The sequence below is a fragment of the Pseudomonas sp. GW101-3H06 genome (assembly GCF_059424605.1).
In genome coordinates this window covers 6,085,654-6,098,111 of the sequence record NZ_JBWKZO010000001.1, presented here as the reverse complement: position 1 = coordinate 6,098,111, position 12,458 = coordinate 6,085,654, and the positions used below count along the sequence as shown (strand labels likewise).

Below are 12,458 nucleotides of genomic sequence, written 5' to 3'. Positions count from 1 at the left end.
AGTGTCTGGAAATTTGTGATCGATTATTGAGACCATGGTGCTCGACGCGAATCGTTGAGCCCCGCCAGATAGCTGTCACCACCGAGCTGGCTCATTTGCCGCCGTATCCAGCCTGCACGCCGCGCAACGTAAGAGGTCGGATGGCTGGCGCTCCACACTCGCGGGTTCGGCAGCACTGCCGCCAGCAAGCTGGCCTGTTGGCGGGACAGTTTGCCCGCGCTTACGCCGAAGTGATGCCTGGCCGCCGCTTCTGCGCCAAACACCCCTTCATCCCACTCGACGCTGTTGAGGTACACCTCGAGAATCCGCTGCTTGGGCCAGAATACTTCGATCAAGGCGGTAAACCAGGCTTCCAGGCCTTTGCGCAACCAGCTGCGGCCGGACCACAGGAACAGGTTTTTCGAAACCTGCTGGCTGAGGGTACTGGCGCCGCGAATCGAGCCGCCGAGTTCGTTGTGGGCCAGTGCCGCCTTGATCGCATTGACGTCGAACCCCCAGTGTTCGGGGAATTTCTGGTCCTCGCCAGCAATCACCGCGACTTTCAGGTCGTCGGAGATTTCCTCCCAAGGCTTCCAGGTGCGTTGCAGGTCGATGGGCTCGCCGTTGAACCAGGATTCGATCTTGCGCTCGACCATCAGCGCCGTCCCCGGTGGTGGCACCACGCGAAAGATCAGCACCAGCAATACGCTGCCGCCCATGAACCAGAGCACGGCCTTCGTGAAACGACGGAAATATAAACGCAGCATAGAGATGGCTTGGCCGAACCCGTTGAGCGGGCCATTATACAGACCCTGTTGATTGCGTCTGACTGGAGTTCTTCATGCTGCGTGGCTTTCTGATGCTGGCCGCTTTCTTTGGCTTTACAGGTGTCGGCCTTGGGGCCTTTGCCGCCCACGGACTGAAAAGCCGTCTGACACCTGAATACCTGGCGATTTTTCATACCGGCGTCACTTATCAGCTGGTGCACACCCTGGCGCTGTTGGGTGTGGCGCTGTTGGCCACACAGATTCCCGGTCGGCTGGTCACCTGGGCCGGCGCGTCCTTTGCCATCGGCATCCTGCTGTTCTCCGGCAGCCTGTACGTGCTTACGCTGACGGGCGTCAGCAAGCTCGGCATCATCACGCCCTTCGGCGGTCTGGCGTTTCTGGTGGGCTGGCTCTGTTTGGGGCTTGCCGCCTGGCGGTTGAGCTGACCACGCGGTCCATTTCGTGACGAATGGCTTGGGTCGGCCTGACTGATCGGGCTAGAATGCCAGCCCCTAAAAATGATGGCGGCATCCGGCATGCGCATTCAGTTGAACGGCGAATCCTTTGAACTGCCCGACGGTGAAACCGTTGCGGCCCTGCTGACCCGTCTGGACCTGACCGGACGCCGGGTGGCGGTTGAACTCAATCTGGATATCGTCCCACGCAGCCAGCATGCCGATACCACACTCAATGACGGCGATAACGTCGAAGTCGTGCACGCCATCGGCGGCGGCTAGCCGTCAGGCCCGCATGGGCCGAGAATTCTGCAAGACCCTCACTCCTACAGAGGATTTCCCATGAGCATCGTTCGTAACGACAAGCCTTTCGTCCTGGCCGGTCGTACTTACCAGTCGCGTTTGCTGGTAGGTACCGGCAAGTACCGCGACATGGAAGAAACCCGCCTGGCCATCGAAGCCTCGGGTGCCGAGATTGTCACGTTTGCCGTGCGCCGCACCAACCTCGGCCAGAATCAGGGCGAACCGAACCTGCTGGATTTCCTCTCGCCGGATCGCTACACCTTCCTGCCAAACACTGCCGGTTGCTACGACGCCATCGAAGCCGTGCGCACCTGCCGCTTGGCCCGTGAGCTGCTCGATGGCCACAATCTGGTGAAGCTGGAAGTGCTGGCGGATCAGAAAACCCTGTTCCCCAACGTGATCGAAACCCTCAAGGCCGCCGAATCGCTGGTCAAGGAAGGCTTCGACGTGATGGTCTACACCAGCGATGACCCGATCATCGCCCGGCAACTGGCGGAAATCGGCTGTATCGCGGTGATGCCGCTGGCCGGACTGATTGGCTCGGGCCTGGGGATCTGCAACCCGTACAACCTGCAGATCATCCTCGAAGAAGCGAAAATCCCGGTGCTGGTGGATGCTGGTGTCGGCACAGCTTCCGACGCCACCATCTCCATGGAGCTGGGCTGTGACGCGGTGCTGATGAACTCGGCCATCGCTCACGCGCAGCAACCGATCATGATGGCCGAAGCCATGAAGCACGCCATTGTTGCCGGTCGCCTGGCGTACCTCGCCGGCCGTATGCCGAAAAAACTCTATGCCAGCGCTTCTTCGCCGCTGGATGGTCTGATCAAGTAAGAGCCATTGATGACTGAATCGAAAGACACGCCAATCCAGACGGAAGAAGGCGACGAGCGCCAACACCGCCGCATCAAGAGTTTTGTGATGCGCGCCGGGCGCATGACCGAAGGCCAGCAACGTGGCCTGGAGCAGGGCGCGCCCTTGTTCGTGTTGCCCCTGGCCGACGCGCCGGTGGACTTCGACCAGGTATTTGGCCGCTCGGCACCGCGCTCGCTGGAAATCGGTTTCGGCATGGGCCATTCGCTGCTGGAAATGGCCGCCGCTGCGCCGGAGCAGGATTTCATCGGCGTGGAAGTGCACCGTCCGGGGGTTGGTGCGCTGCTCAATGGTGTGCTGACCCAGGGCCTGACCAACCTGCGGGTGTACGATTGCGACGCGATCGAAGTGCTTAACCGCTGCGTAGCCGACAACAGCCTCGATCGTCTGATGCTGTTTTTCCCGGACCCTTGGCACAAGAGCCGTCACCACAAGCGTCGCATCGTTCAGGCGTCGTTCGCTGAGCTGGTGCGCAGCAAGTTGAAGGTAGGCGGCATTCTGCACATGGCCACCGACTGGGAGCCGTATGCCGAATACATGCTGGAAGTGATGAACGTCGCACCGGGTTATCGAAACCTGGCCGAAGACGGTAAGTGCGTGCCACGCCCGGCCGAGCGCCCGATTACCAAGTTCGAACGCCGCGGTGAACGGCTTGGGCATGGGGTGTGGGATTTGAAGTTCGAAAAACAGTCCTAAGCCACACCGCAATAAAAACTGTGGGAGCGAGCCTGCTCGCGAAAGCGTCATAACATTCAACATCTTCGTTGACTGTCAGACCGTATTCGCGAGCAGGCTTGCTCCCACAGTTGTTTTAGGGCGTCGCTGAGATCAGCGGCGGTCGGCGACGACGCCGATGAGCACCAACACCACCAACAACACCGGCGCCAGGCTGTAGTTGTTGAACTGGCTCAAGCCCTTGACGATCCACGGTGTGGCATAGATCAACGCGGCACCGCTGCCGATCATGCACAGCAGGGCCATCAGCGGAACGCGCAAGGCGCCGGCGATGCTGCCCAGGCGTTGCTCGACCCAGCCTTTGAAGTCCGCACCGAACAGCACCAGCAGGCAGCCCACCAGGGCCAGGGCAATTTCCGAGAGATTGCTGCGGCTCCAGCGAGAGACGGTGGCGAGCAGGTCGAGTACCAAGTCCATTCGATTTCCTTATGTCAGAAAATTCTGCAGCAAGTCGTTGAGAAATAGCTGTCCGCGCTCGGTGGCCGCCAGACGTGACGGTTCGACCTGCAACAGGCCACTTTGTTCGGCTTCACGGCGCCCTTGGGCAAGGCTTTCCAGGGACATCCCGGTACGTTCCTGATACAAGCGCGATTCGACTCCCGCGGTCAGGCGCAGGGCGTTCATCAGGAACTCGAACGGCATTTCATCATTGGTCAGTGTTTTCTCGCCAGCCTGAAAGCGTTTTGCAGGGTTCAGGTAGTCTTTCGGCAGCCGGGTTTTCCAGGTGCGGATGATGCGCCCGTCCGGATGGCTGAGCTTGCCGTGGGCACCGGCGCCGATGCCGATGAAATCGCCAAAGCTCCAGTAATTGAGGTTATGCCGTGCCGGACGTCCGGGCTGGGCATAGGCCGAGACTTCATATTGGGCGTAACCGTGTTCGGCGAGCAGCGCCTGACCCGCTTCCTGAATGTCCCATAGCATGTCGTCTTCCGGCAGCGTCGGCGGCTGGTTCCAGAACACTGTGTTCGGCTCCAGGGTCAGCTGGTACCAGGACAAATGGGTCGGCTTCAGGGCGATGGCCTGGCGCAGATCGCTCAGCGCATCGTCCAGGGATTGATCGGGCAAACCGTGCATCAAGTCCAGGTTGAAGTTATCGAACCCGGCCTGGCGCGCCATGCCGGCGGCTCGCACCGCTTCGTCGCCATTGTGAATCCGTCCCAGTGCTTTGAGTTTCTCTTGCTGAAAACTCTGGATGCCGATCGACAGGCGATTGATCCCCAGCGCACGGTAGGCGACGAATTTCTCTTGTTCGAATGTCCCCGGATTGGCTTCCAGGGTGATTTCGATGTCGCTGGCAAACCGGATGCGCTGCTCGACCCCCTTGAGCAAACGGCCCAATGCCTCGGCACTGAACAGACTAGGCGTGCCGCCACCGAAGAAGATCGAACTCAACTCGCGACCGTAGACGGCGTGCAGGTCCAGATCGAGGTCGGCCAGCAGCGCGTCCACGTACTCTTCTTCCGGCAGCACGGGGCTGGCGGTGTGGGAGTTGAAATCGCAATAAGGGCATTTGCGCACGCACCACGGGATGTGGATGTACAGCGCCAGGGGCGGCAGCACTGGCAAGGCCGCCCGAGGCATTTGCGCGCCGCCGAAGATCAGCGGCGGCGCGGATGATTCAATGGTCATTTCAAGCCCAGACGCTGGCGCAGCAGATCCATTGCACGGGCGCGGTGACTGATCTGGTTCTTGTCGCTCGGGCTTAGCTCGGCGCTGGAGCAATCCCGCTCCGGGACCCAGAACAACGGGTCGTAGCCAAAACCGTGCTCGCCGCTGGCCTGGGTCAGAATACGCCCGTGCCACAGGCCTTCGCAGAGAATCGGCAGTGGGTCGTCGGCATGCCGCACCAGCGCCAGCACGCAGACGAACTGCGCGCCGCGTTCGGCTTGCGGTACGTCCTTCAACACATCGAGCAGTTTGGCGTTGTTGGCTGCATCGCCCTTGCCGTCGGCATAACGCGCCGAGTAGATGCCCGGTGCGCCGCCCAGGAAGTCCACCGCCAACCCCGAATCGTCAGCCAGTGCCGGCAGGCCGGAAATGCGCGCGGCATTGCGGGCCTTGAGGATGGCGTTCTCGACGAACGACAGGCCGGTTTCTTCAGGCTCCACGCTGCTGAACTCGCCGATCGAGCGCAGTTGCACCGATTCGCCGAGCATGGCCTGGAGCTCCTTGAGTTTGCCGGCGTTATGGCTGGCGAGTACGAGTTGCGTGAAGTTGATCATTCGCCGGGAAAAAGCTCTTGGTTGAAGTTGATGGTGTTGATTTTGTCACCGGTCTGCACCTTGATGTCGAAGGTGCGGGTTTCCTGCTGGGGTATCGGGAACTGGGCGATATAGTAGATCGCGCCTTGCTCGGTGATCTGTTTGAATTTCAGGTTCACGCTTTGGCTGGTGAGGTCTTTGACTGTGCCGCTGACCTGGGCCATCTGCGGCTTGCCGTCCTTGAGCACCGAAATGTTGATCACGCCCTGATTCTTGCTGCGGGTGAGTTCCGCGGCCTTGGCGATGTCCGGCGTCAGGAAGGTGGAGTTGAAGGTGTTGTAGTGCACCGTCGTGTCGCCAAAGACTTCCTTGCGATCACCTTTGATCGCATCAGCGGCCATGGCCGTGACGCTCAGGCAGGCGGTGAGTAGAAACAGCGCTAGACGACCCATGATCGTTCTCCTCGAATAAAGGTGTTCAGACCGCGACCTTGTGGTCTGCAAGCCCCGGGCTGCTGACGCGGTAAATGCCGATCTCACCTAACAGATTAGGCCATAGCTTGCTGGCCCACCCGTGCCGATGCTGTTGATCCACGGCAAGCCGATCAATGACCTTCGCTTCACGTTCGCGGCACAAGGCTTCAAAGTCGGCGAAGGTGCAGAAGTGGATGTTCGGCGTGTTGTACCAGGTATACGGCAGAAACTCGGAAACCGGCATCCGGCCCTTGCTGGCCAGGTACCAGCGGCAGCGCCAGTGACCGAAATTCGGGAACGTGATGATGCACTGGCGGCCCACCCGCAGCATTTCGTCGAGGATCTTGTCCGGGTAGTGCACCGCTTGCAGCGCCTGGGTCATGACCACGATGTCGAAACTGTTGCTGGCGAAGTTGCCCAGGCCCTTGTCCAGGTCCTGCTCGATGACGTTGATGCCCTTGGCCACGCACTCGGCGATGTTGTCCGCGTCGTTTTCCAGGCCGTAACCGGTGACTTGCTTGTTGTCGCGCAGCCAGGTCAGCAGTTCGCCGTCGCCGCAACCGAGGTCGAGCACGCGGCTGCCGGCGGGGATCCATTCCTGGATGATTTCCAGATCGGCTCTCATGTCTTCCTCAAAACGTAATGCGGTTCATGTAATTGCCGAACGCCTGCAAGTAACGCGGGATCGGAATCAGGAAGGCGTCGTGGCCTTGCGGTGCGTCGATTTCCAGGTAGCAGACGTCCTTGCGCGCCGCCATCAACGCGTCCACCAGTTCCCGTGAACGCGCCGGGGAGAAGCGCCAGTCGGTGGTGAACGACATCACGCAGAACTTGGCGGTGGCATTGGCGAAGGTCTTGGCCAGGTCATCGTCGAAGCTGGCTGCCGGGTCGAAATAGTCCAGGGCCTTGGTCATCAGCAGGTAAGTGTTGGCGTCGAAACGCCCGGAGAACTCTTCACCCTGATAGCGCAGGTAGCTTTCGACCTGGAACTCGACGCTGTGGAAGTCGTAGTTGAGCTTCTCGCTTTTGAGGCCGCGACCGAATTTCTCGCCCATGGAGTCGTCGGACAGGTAAGTGATGTGCCCGACCATCCGCGCGAGCATCAGCCCGCGCTTGGGGATTACGCCTTGCTCCTGGAACGAACCGCCGTGGAAGTCGGGGTCGGTGAGGATCGCCTGGCGCGCCACTTCGTTGAAAGCGATGTTCTGCGCCGACAGCTTGGGTGCCGAGGCGATGGCCAGGCAATGGCGCACACGGTCCGGGTAAGTAATGGTCCACTGCAACGCCTGCATGCCGCCCAGGCTGCCGCCGATGACAGCGGCCCATTGGCCGATGCCGAGCCGGTCCGCCAGGCGCGCCTGGCTGTGCACCCAGTCTTCCACGGTCAGCACCGGGAAGTCGGCGCCGAATGGCTTGCCGGTTTCCGGGTTGGTGCTGCTCGGGCCGGTGGAGCCGTTGCAGCCGCCGAGGTTGTTCAGGCTGACGACAAAGAACTTGTTGGTGTCGATGGGCTTGCCGGGGCCGATGCAGCTGTCCCACCAACCGGGCTTGCGGTCGTCGGGGCTGTGGAAACCGGCTGCGTGGTGGTGGCCGGACAAGGCGTGGCAGATCAGCACGGCATTGCTCGCCGTGGCGTTCAGCGTGCCGTAGGTTTCGTAAATCAGGTCATAGGCCGCGAGCGAACGACCGCAGGCCAACGCCAGGGGTTCACTGAAGTGCGCCGTTTGCGGCGTCACCAGACCAACAGAATCGGGGGGGAAGGCAGCTGGCATCGACCCTGCTCTCGTTGAAATGAGGCGTAAGTCTAAAGACCGCTGGGGTTAGCGGCAAGCAAAGGCCGGGCCTGTTTTTTCCCGGGAAGACCGAGGTGTGCCATTCGCGAGCAGGCTCGCTCCCACAGGGGGATGCATTCCCATGTGGGAGCGAGCCTGCTCGCGAAGAACGATGACGCGGTTAGCCAGAATCAGATCAGGCCGAACAGTTCCTTGGGCATCAGCGCGTAGTACGCCAGGCGCGGAATCAGCCAGCTTTGCAGCAATTGCAGGGCGATAAACGCGAAGATCGGCGAGATGTCGAGGCCGCCCAGGTTCGGAATGATCCGGCGAAACGGCGCGAGTACCGGTTCAGAAATCTGCTGGACCAGTTCCGCACCCGGGTTATGGCTACCCGGAGCAACCCAGGACAGGATCACGCTGATGATCATCGCCCAGAACAGGATCTTCAAAAACAGCGCGAAGATACCGATCAGCGCCCATGGCGCCAGTAACAGCAGATCGATGTCGTAGCCTCTGAGCAGCAGGATGACCGCGAACAGTGCCATCTGCACCAGCAGCGCCAATACCAGCGAAGACATGTCCAGGCCGAACATGCTCGGGATGACCCGGCGCAGTGGCTTGAGCAGTGGTTGGGTAGCCTTCACGGCGAACTGGCAGAGCGGGTTGTAGAAGTTCGCCCGCACCAATTGCAGGATGAAGCGCAACAACACGATCAGCAGATACAGGCTGCCCAGGGTTTGAATCACAAAAATGGCAGCGTCATTGAGTCCGAGCATTATTGATTCCTTTTTTAAGTGCTGATTAGCGACCGAGTTGCTCAGCCATCTCGGCGGAGCGGTGCGCGGCGGCGCCGAGTGCTTTTTCGACCAGTGCTTCGAAGCCATCGGCCTGGAACGACTTGATGGCTGCTTCCGTAGTGCCCGCGGGCGAAGTGACGCGACGACGCAACTCAGCGGCGTCGACGTCGCTGGCCACGGCCATGTGCGCGGCGCCCAGGGCGGTTTGCACGGTCAGTCGGGCGGCGATGTCCGCCGGCAGGCCGAGCTTCACGCCGGCGGCGGTCATGGCTTCGATCAGCAGGAAGAAGTACGCAGGGCCGGAACCGGAAACGGCGGTGACCGCGTCCAGTTGCTGCTCTTCGTTCAACCACAGCGCGATGCCAACGGCTGACAGCAGGTCTTGCGCCTGCTGACGTTGTTCGACGGAGACCTCAGCGGTGGCAAACAAACCGCTCACACCCTGACGTAGCAGTGCGGGGGTGTTGGGCATGCAGCGCACGATCGGCTGAGCGCCGAGCCAGTTGTTCATGCTGGCGCAGGTGATGCCGGCCGCGATCGAAACCACCAGTTGCCCAGGTTTCAGGCTTGGGCGGATGGCTTCGCAGACGGCTTTCATCGCCTGGGGTTTGACCGCCAGCACGACCACATCGGCGCCTTCAATGGCTTGGGCGTTATCGGCGAACACCTCAATACCGTGTTCGGCGCTCACGCGGGCTCGGGTTTCTTCACCCGGATCGCTGGCGCGGATCTGCGCGGCGTCCAGACCTTTGGCCCGCAGGCCGCCGATCAGGCTGGCGGCCATGTTGCCGGCACCGATAAAGGCAATACGCGTCTTGCTCATGTCAGGTCCTTATAAAGAAAGTATTTAAGGCTGGCCGTAGTCGCGGGCACCGAATAAAGCCGTGCCGATACGGACCCAAGTGGCACCCTGGGCGATGGCCGATTCGAGATCGTGGCTCATGCCCATGGAAAGTGTGTCGAGCGGTAGATTGAGGCTGGCTTGCAGGCTTTGCACGGCAGCAAAAGCGGCATCCTGGGCGGCGCGATCTTCCGTTGGCTCGGGAATGGCCATCAACCCGCGCAATTTCAGGCGTGGCAGGGTGTTGATAGCGTTGGCCAGAGCCGGCAGGTCGGCCGGGCTGCAGCCGGACTTGCTGGCTTCACCGCTGACGTTGACCTGGATGCAAATGTTCAATGGCGGCAGTTCGGCGGGACGTTGTTCGGACAGACGCTGTGCGATTTTCAGACGATCCACGGAATGCACCCAGTCGAAGTGCTCGGCGATGGCACGAGTCTTGTTCGACTGAATGGGGCCGATGAAGTGCCAGATCAAGGGCAAGTCGGCCAATTCGAGCTGTTTGCCCAGAGCCTCCTGCAGGTAGTTTTCACCAAAGTCACGCAGGCCGGCAGCATAGGCTTCGCGCAGGTCCTGGGCGGGTTTGGTCTTGCTCACGGCCAGCAATTGGACGCTGTTTTCGTCACGATTGGCGGCGAGTGTTGCGGCATGTATGCGCGAACTAACCAGTTCAATGTTGTCTGCTATGGTGGACATCAAAGGGTGCCAGCGGTCTGAAGGTTCGCGGCATTCTACTGGAATTGGGGAGCGCTATGGATATCACTGAACTGCTGGCCTTCAGCGCAAAACAGGGCGCATCCGATCTGCATCTGTCCGCCGGCCTGCCACCGATGATCCGAGTCGATGGCGATGTGCGGCGAATCAATCTGCCGCCCCTGGACCACAAGGAAGTGCAGGCACTGATCTACGACATCATGAGCGACACCCAGCGGGTGGACTTCGAAAAGCATCTGGAAACCGACTTTTCCTTCGACGTGCCCGGTGTCGCGCGTTTCCGGGTCAACGCGTTCAATCAGAGCCGCGGTGCCGGCGCAGTGTTCCGCACGATCCCGTCCAGGGTCCTGAGCATGGATGAACTGGGCATGGGCGACGTGTTCCGCAAGATGACCGACGCGCCTCGGGGTCTGGTGCTGGTGACCGGGCCGACCGGTTCCGGTAAATCCACCACATTGGCGGCGATGATCGACTACCTGAACAACCATCGTCATCACCACATCCTCACCATCGAAGATCCGATCGAGTTCGTTCACGAGTCGCGCAAATGCCTGATCAATCAGCGCGAAGTCCACCGCGATACCCGCAGCTTCGCCACTGCCCTGCGCTCGGCCCTGCGCGAGGACCCGGATGTGATTCTGGTGGGCGAGATGCGCGACCTGGAGACCATTCGCCTGGCACTGACCGCCGCCGAAACCGGTCATTTGGTGTTCGGTACGCTGCACACCACATCGGCGGCGAAAACCATCGACCGGATCGTCGACGTGTTTCCGGGGGACGAGAAATCCATGGTGCGCTCGATGCTCTCGGAATCGTTGCTGGCGGTGGTGTCGCAGACGCTGGTCAAGAAAATCGGTGGCGGGCGTATAGCTGCCCACGAAATCATGCTGGGTACGTCGGCGATCCGTAACCTGATCCGCGAAGACAAGGTGGCGCAGATGTACTCATCGATTCAGGCGGGCGGGTCGTTGGGGATGCAGACGCTGGATATGGGCTTGAAGGATTTGGTTGCCCGGGGGGTGGTCAGTCGTGAGCTGGCTCGGGAGAAGGCGCGGTCGCCGGATAATTTCTGAGGGGGGTGCGGTGGTTTCAAGGACGCCTTCGCGAGCAGGCTCGCTCCCTCAGTGAAATGCATGCCACTGTGGGAGCGAGCCTGCTCGCGAAGAGGGCGTTATGTCCGAAGAGGATTCAAAACGCTGAAATCAGCGCTGAACAACCTGCAACGCTTTCGGTTCTTTCGGCAGAACCCGTTTGGCAACCACGTAGTTCTTTTCCCAATACGGTTTCTTCAAGGTATCGATGGTCACCGACTTGCCACGGCGAGGCGCGTGGATGAAGCGGTCGTTGCCCAGGTAGATGGCAACGTGATTGACTCGACGGCTCTTGAGGTTGAAGAAAATCAGATCGCCCGGCTTGAGGTCCTTGCGATCGACTTTCTCGCCATGACCGCTGGCCATGGCGTTGGATGTGCGTGGCAGGTCAAACGAGGCGTCATTGAACGCGTATTTCACCAGGCCGCTGCAGTCGAAACCTTTGCTTGGGCTGCTGCCGCCCCAACGGTAAGGCGTACCGAGGACGTTGACGGCGCGGCTCAGGACGTTGCTGCTTTCCTTGGTTCCCATTGGCGGAACCAGGCTGCTCTTGCTGATCAGCTGAGGAGCGCTCTTGAGCGATTTCTTGCTTTTGCTCGAAGGAGCCGAAGCATGGGATTTTGGGGTGTAACCATTAACGTTCGGAAGACGTTGCTCACGATTGGTGGCGTGGGCGGCCAGTGGCAATAATAGGCAAATGGTTAGCCATGTCTTGAAAAATGGACGCATTAGGCAAGGCTCGTATGGGTTAGCGCGCAACTTTATAACAGCTTTTTTTGGCATTCCGAGGCCGTTTGTCGATTCCATCGGGGTCTAACGGAACCAAATAAGCGGTAAATTGACGCAATTGTCCGACAGAAGTCAGGCGCCATAAGGGTTTGGCGGAAGGGACAGTAGCAGTTGCCATACGTCGGCTGCTCGTAAAAAAGTCACAAAGATTTAAAGAATATTTATCTATCGTGTGAATCGAGGTCCTCCATGAACACCTATCAACCGCCCGTCCCGCACCAAGACACACACAGCAAAGTGATCGGTTACTTGCTGTGGATTTTCGGTTTTACCGGTGCTCACCGCTTCTATTACGGCAAGCCGGTGACCGGGACGATCTGGTTCTTTACCTTCGGATTGCTGGGGATTGGCTGGTTGATCGACTTGTTCCTGATCCCGGCCATGGACCGCGAAGCGGACCTGCGGTTCACCGCCGGGCCGATCGAATACAACGTTGCGTGGATTCTGCTGACGTTTCTCGGGGTATTCGGCATACACCGGATGTATCAGGGGAAATGGATCAGCGGATTGGTGTACCTGCTGACCGGCGGGCTGTTCTTCCTGGGAGTGTTGTATGACTTCTGGACGCTCAATGATCAGGTTTCCCTGCGTAACGCTCAGAAAAGAGGCGCCTACTAAGACGCCATCGCTGCGGTGCTGCGACCCGACAACCCAGCTCCCACAGGGAT

At 60.1% G+C, this 12,458-nt stretch carries 17 protein-coding genes; 6 read left to right on the top strand and 11 right to left on the bottom strand.

Translation table 11 applies throughout. From position 1 onward, the window contains the following. Positions 1 to 23: 23 nt before the first annotated feature. Entirely contained in the window at positions 24 to 746 is a 723-nt protein-coding gene (gene mtgA / locus AC07ZE_RS28130; protein WP_095196357.1) for a monofunctional biosynthetic peptidoglycan transglycosylase, read from the bottom strand. 74 nt (positions 747 to 820) lie between these two features. Between mtgA and AC07ZE_RS28125 the strand changes: the two genes are divergently transcribed. The 4 genes from AC07ZE_RS28125 (at position 821) to trmB (ending at position 3,073) form a co-directional block, all read left to right on the top strand. Then, entirely contained in the window at positions 821 to 1,192 is a 372-nt protein-coding gene (locus AC07ZE_RS28125) for a DUF423 domain-containing protein (protein WP_207267611.1), read from the top strand. A gap of 90 nt (positions 1,193 to 1,282) precedes the next feature. Beyond that, positions 1,283 to 1,483: a sulfur carrier protein ThiS gene (gene thiS, locus AC07ZE_RS28120; protein ID WP_007953386.1), complete on the top strand. Its 201-nt coding sequence runs from the start codon at positions 1,283 to 1,285 to the stop codon at positions 1,481 to 1,483. A gap of 60 nt (positions 1,484 to 1,543) precedes the next feature. After that, positions 1,544 to 2,338, top strand: a complete 795-nt coding sequence (locus AC07ZE_RS28115; protein ID WP_095196359.1) for a thiazole synthase — start codon at positions 1,544 to 1,546, stop codon at positions 2,336 to 2,338. A gap of 9 nt (positions 2,339 to 2,347) precedes the next feature. Next, entirely contained in the window at positions 2,348 to 3,073 is a 726-nt protein-coding gene (trmB, locus tag AC07ZE_RS28110; RefSeq protein ID WP_137804902.1) for a tRNA (guanosine(46)-N7)-methyltransferase TrmB, read from the top strand. A gap of 132 nt (positions 3,074 to 3,205) precedes the next feature. Here trmB and AC07ZE_RS28105 read toward each other — a convergent pair whose 3' ends face one another. From AC07ZE_RS28105 to AC07ZE_RS28065, 9 genes are all read right to left on the bottom strand, one after another. Then, complete coding sequence (locus tag AC07ZE_RS28105; protein ID WP_075946317.1) at positions 3,206 to 3,529, bottom strand: DUF3392 domain-containing protein; 324 nt, start codon at positions 3,527 to 3,529, stop codon at positions 3,206 to 3,208. Between the two features lie 9 nt (positions 3,530 to 3,538). After that, positions 3,539 to 4,693, bottom strand: a complete 1,155-nt coding sequence (gene hemW, locus AC07ZE_RS28100) for a radical SAM family heme chaperone HemW (RefSeq protein ID WP_207267901.1) — start codon at positions 4,691 to 4,693, stop codon at positions 3,539 to 3,541. 44 nt (positions 4,694 to 4,737) lie between these two features. Next, complete coding sequence (gene rdgB, locus AC07ZE_RS28095; protein WP_095196362.1) at positions 4,738 to 5,334, bottom strand: RdgB/HAM1 family non-canonical purine NTP pyrophosphatase; 597 nt, start codon at positions 5,332 to 5,334, stop codon at positions 4,738 to 4,740. Next, a complete protein-coding gene (locus AC07ZE_RS28090) occupies positions 5,331 to 5,765 on the bottom strand; it encodes a DUF4426 domain-containing protein (protein WP_207267610.1) in 435 nt (144 codons plus the stop codon). Before AC07ZE_RS28090 ends, rdgB begins: the two co-directional genes overlap by 4 nt. A 25-nt stretch (positions 5,766 to 5,790) precedes the next feature. Continuing rightward, a complete protein-coding gene (gene metW, locus AC07ZE_RS28085; RefSeq protein ID WP_060542415.1) occupies positions 5,791 to 6,411 on the bottom strand; it encodes a methionine biosynthesis protein MetW in 621 nt (206 codons plus the stop codon). 7 nt (positions 6,412 to 6,418) lie between these two features. Continuing rightward, complete coding sequence (metX, locus tag AC07ZE_RS28080; RefSeq protein WP_207267609.1) at positions 6,419 to 7,558, bottom strand: homoserine O-succinyltransferase MetX; 1,140 nt, start codon at positions 7,556 to 7,558, stop codon at positions 6,419 to 6,421. A gap of 191 nt (positions 7,559 to 7,749) precedes the next feature. Further along, positions 7,750 to 8,337, bottom strand: a complete 588-nt coding sequence (locus AC07ZE_RS28075) for a YggT family protein (RefSeq protein ID WP_207267608.1) — start codon at positions 8,335 to 8,337, stop codon at positions 7,750 to 7,752. Between the two features lie 25 nt (positions 8,338 to 8,362). Then, positions 8,363 to 9,181 (bottom strand): pyrroline-5-carboxylate reductase, encoded by an 819-nt coding sequence (proC, locus tag AC07ZE_RS28070; protein WP_207267607.1) that lies wholly within the window; start codon positions 9,179 to 9,181, stop codon positions 8,363 to 8,365. A 24-nt stretch (positions 9,182 to 9,205) separates the two neighbouring features. Then, positions 9,206 to 9,892 carry a YggS family pyridoxal phosphate-dependent enzyme gene (locus tag AC07ZE_RS28065; RefSeq protein WP_207267606.1) on the bottom strand — a complete coding sequence of 229 codons (687 nt, stop codon included), beginning with the start codon at positions 9,890 to 9,892 and terminating at the stop codon, positions 9,206 to 9,208. A 56-nt stretch (positions 9,893 to 9,948) separates the two neighbouring features. Here AC07ZE_RS28065 and AC07ZE_RS28060 point away from each other — a divergent pair, with 56 nt between their 5' ends. Beyond that, positions 9,949 to 10,983, top strand: coding sequence for a type IV pilus twitching motility protein PilT (locus tag AC07ZE_RS28060; protein WP_207267605.1), 1,035 nt, complete (start codon positions 9,949 to 9,951; stop codon positions 10,981 to 10,983). A 129-nt stretch (positions 10,984 to 11,112) separates the two neighbouring features. On the opposite strand, the gene AC07ZE_RS28055 is transcribed toward AC07ZE_RS28060, so the two are convergent. After that, the gene (locus AC07ZE_RS28055; RefSeq protein ID WP_207267604.1) at positions 11,113 to 11,730 is read right to left on the bottom strand and encodes a C40 family peptidase; all 618 of its coding nucleotides are present in this window, start codon (positions 11,728 to 11,730) and stop codon (positions 11,113 to 11,115) included. A gap of 249 nt (positions 11,731 to 11,979) precedes the next feature. On the opposite strand from AC07ZE_RS28055, the gene AC07ZE_RS28050 reads away from it, so the two are divergent. Continuing rightward, entirely contained in the window at positions 11,980 to 12,408 is a 429-nt protein-coding gene (locus tag AC07ZE_RS28050) for an NINE protein (RefSeq protein ID WP_207267603.1), read from the top strand. Positions 12,409 to 12,458 lie beyond the last annotated feature (50 nt).

What these genes read in the sequence shown, in the direction of transcription:
- AC07ZE_RS28125 (WP_207267611.1), top strand. Translation starts at nt 821, where the DNA reads ATGCTGCGTGGCTTTCTGATGCTGGCCGCTTTCTTTGGCTTTACAGGT.
- metX (WP_207267609.1), bottom strand. Translation starts at nt 7,558, where the DNA reads ATGCCAGCTGCCTTCCCCCCCGATTCTGTTGGTCTGGTGACGCCGCAA.
- AC07ZE_RS28105 (WP_075946317.1), bottom strand. Translation starts at nt 3,529, where the DNA reads ATGGACTTGGTACTCGACCTGCTCGCCACCGTCTCTCGCTGGAGCCGC.
- hemW (WP_207267901.1), bottom strand. Translation starts at nt 4,693, where the DNA reads ATGCCTCGGGCGGCCTTGCCAGTGCTGCCGCCCCTGGCGCTGTACATC.
- rdgB (WP_095196362.1), bottom strand. Translation starts at nt 5,334, where the DNA reads ATGATCAACTTCACGCAACTCGTACTCGCCAGCCATAACGCCGGCAAA.
- thiS (WP_007953386.1), top strand. Translation starts at nt 1,283, where the DNA reads ATGCGCATTCAGTTGAACGGCGAATCCTTTGAACTGCCCGACGGTGAA.
- AC07ZE_RS28115 (WP_095196359.1), top strand. Translation starts at nt 1,544, where the DNA reads ATGAGCATCGTTCGTAACGACAAGCCTTTCGTCCTGGCCGGTCGTACT.
- AC07ZE_RS28090 (WP_207267610.1), bottom strand. Translation starts at nt 5,765, where the DNA reads ATGGGTCGTCTAGCGCTGTTTCTACTCACCGCCTGCCTGAGCGTCACG.
- AC07ZE_RS28075 (WP_207267608.1), bottom strand. Translation starts at nt 8,337, where the DNA reads ATGCTCGGACTCAATGACGCTGCCATTTTTGTGATTCAAACCCTGGGC.
- proC (WP_207267607.1), bottom strand. Translation starts at nt 9,181, where the DNA reads ATGAGCAAGACGCGTATTGCCTTTATCGGTGCCGGCAACATGGCCGCC.
- AC07ZE_RS28055 (WP_207267604.1), bottom strand. Translation starts at nt 11,730, where the DNA reads ATGCGTCCATTTTTCAAGACATGGCTAACCATTTGCCTATTATTGCCA.
- AC07ZE_RS28060 (WP_207267605.1), top strand. Translation starts at nt 9,949, where the DNA reads ATGGATATCACTGAACTGCTGGCCTTCAGCGCAAAACAGGGCGCATCC.
- metW (WP_060542415.1), bottom strand. Translation starts at nt 6,411, where the DNA reads ATGAGAGCCGATCTGGAAATCATCCAGGAATGGATCCCCGCCGGCAGC.
- mtgA (WP_095196357.1), bottom strand. Translation starts at nt 746, where the DNA reads ATGCTGCGTTTATATTTCCGTCGTTTCACGAAGGCCGTGCTCTGGTTC.
- trmB (WP_137804902.1), top strand. Translation starts at nt 2,348, where the DNA reads ATGACTGAATCGAAAGACACGCCAATCCAGACGGAAGAAGGCGACGAG.
- AC07ZE_RS28065 (WP_207267606.1), bottom strand. Translation starts at nt 9,892, where the DNA reads ATGTCCACCATAGCAGACAACATTGAACTGGTTAGTTCGCGCATACAT.
- AC07ZE_RS28050 (WP_207267603.1), top strand. Translation starts at nt 11,980, where the DNA reads ATGAACACCTATCAACCGCCCGTCCCGCACCAAGACACACACAGCAAA.